This window comes from Burkholderia sp. E168m23 (assembly GCF_016586125.1).
In the GTDB taxonomy this organism is placed as follows: Bacteria; Pseudomonadota; Gammaproteobacteria; order Burkholderiales; family Burkholderiaceae; genus Burkholderia; species Burkholderia orbicola.
In genome coordinates this window covers 1-961 of record NZ_BCPP01001505.1, presented here as the reverse complement: position 1 = coordinate 961, position 961 = coordinate 1, and the positions used below count along the sequence as shown (strand labels likewise).

1 protein-coding gene is annotated in these 961 nt (G+C 66.2%); it reads right to left on the bottom strand.

Translation table 11 applies throughout. The features are described from left to right. On the bottom strand, nucleotides 1-961 hold a 961-nt coding region (gene trpB, locus JMF90_RS38495), incomplete at both ends, for a tryptophan synthase subunit beta (protein ID WP_201326484.1).

Below are 961 nucleotides of genomic sequence, written 5' to 3'. Positions count from 1 at the left end.
GACTCGAGCGCGGGAATGATCCCCTCGATCCGGCAGCAGTCGTGAAACGCCTTCAACGCTTCCGCGTCGGTGATCGGCACGTACTGCGCGCGGCCGCTGTCCTTCAGCCATGCGTGCTCGGGACCGACGCCCGGATAATCGAGGCCCGCCGACACCGAATGCGTCTCGATGATCTGGCCGTTGTCGTCCTGCAGCAGGTACGTGCGGTTGCCGTGCAGCACGCCGGGGCTGCCGGCGATCAGCGAGGCAGCGTGATGGCCCGTGTCGAGGCCGTCGCCGGCCGCTTCGACGCCGATCAGTTGCACCGAGGTATCGTCGATGTACGGATAGAAGATGCCCATCGCGTTCGACCCGCCGCCGACGCACGCGATCACCGCGTCCGGCTGGCGGCCGGCGAGCTCGGGCATCTGCACCTTGCACTCGTCACCGATCACGCGCTGGAAGTCGCGCACCATCATCGGGTACGGGTGCGGGCCCGCGACCGTGCCGATGATGTAGAACGTGCTTTCGATATTCGTGACCCAGTCGCGCATCGCTTCGTTCAGCGCGTCCTTCAGCGTGCGCGAACCCGATTCGACCGGCACGACGGTCGCGCCCAGCAGCTTCATCCGGTAGACGTTCGCGGCCTGCCGGCGCACGTCCTCCGAGCCCATGTAGACGACGCACTCCATCCCGAAGCGCGCGCAGATCGTCGCGGTCGCGACGCCGTGCTGGCCGGCGCCCGTTTCCGCGATCACGCGCTTCTTGCCCATGCGCTTCGCGAGCAGCGCCTGGCCGATCACGTTGTTGATCTTGTGCGCACCCGTGTGGTTCAGGTCTTCGCGCTTCAGGTAGATCTGCGCGCCGCCGAGCATCTCGCTCCAGCGCTGCGCGTGATAGATCGGCGACGGGCGGCCGACGAAATACTTCAGCTCGCGCTCGAATTCGGCGACGAAGTCGGGATCGTTCTGGAACTTTTCAT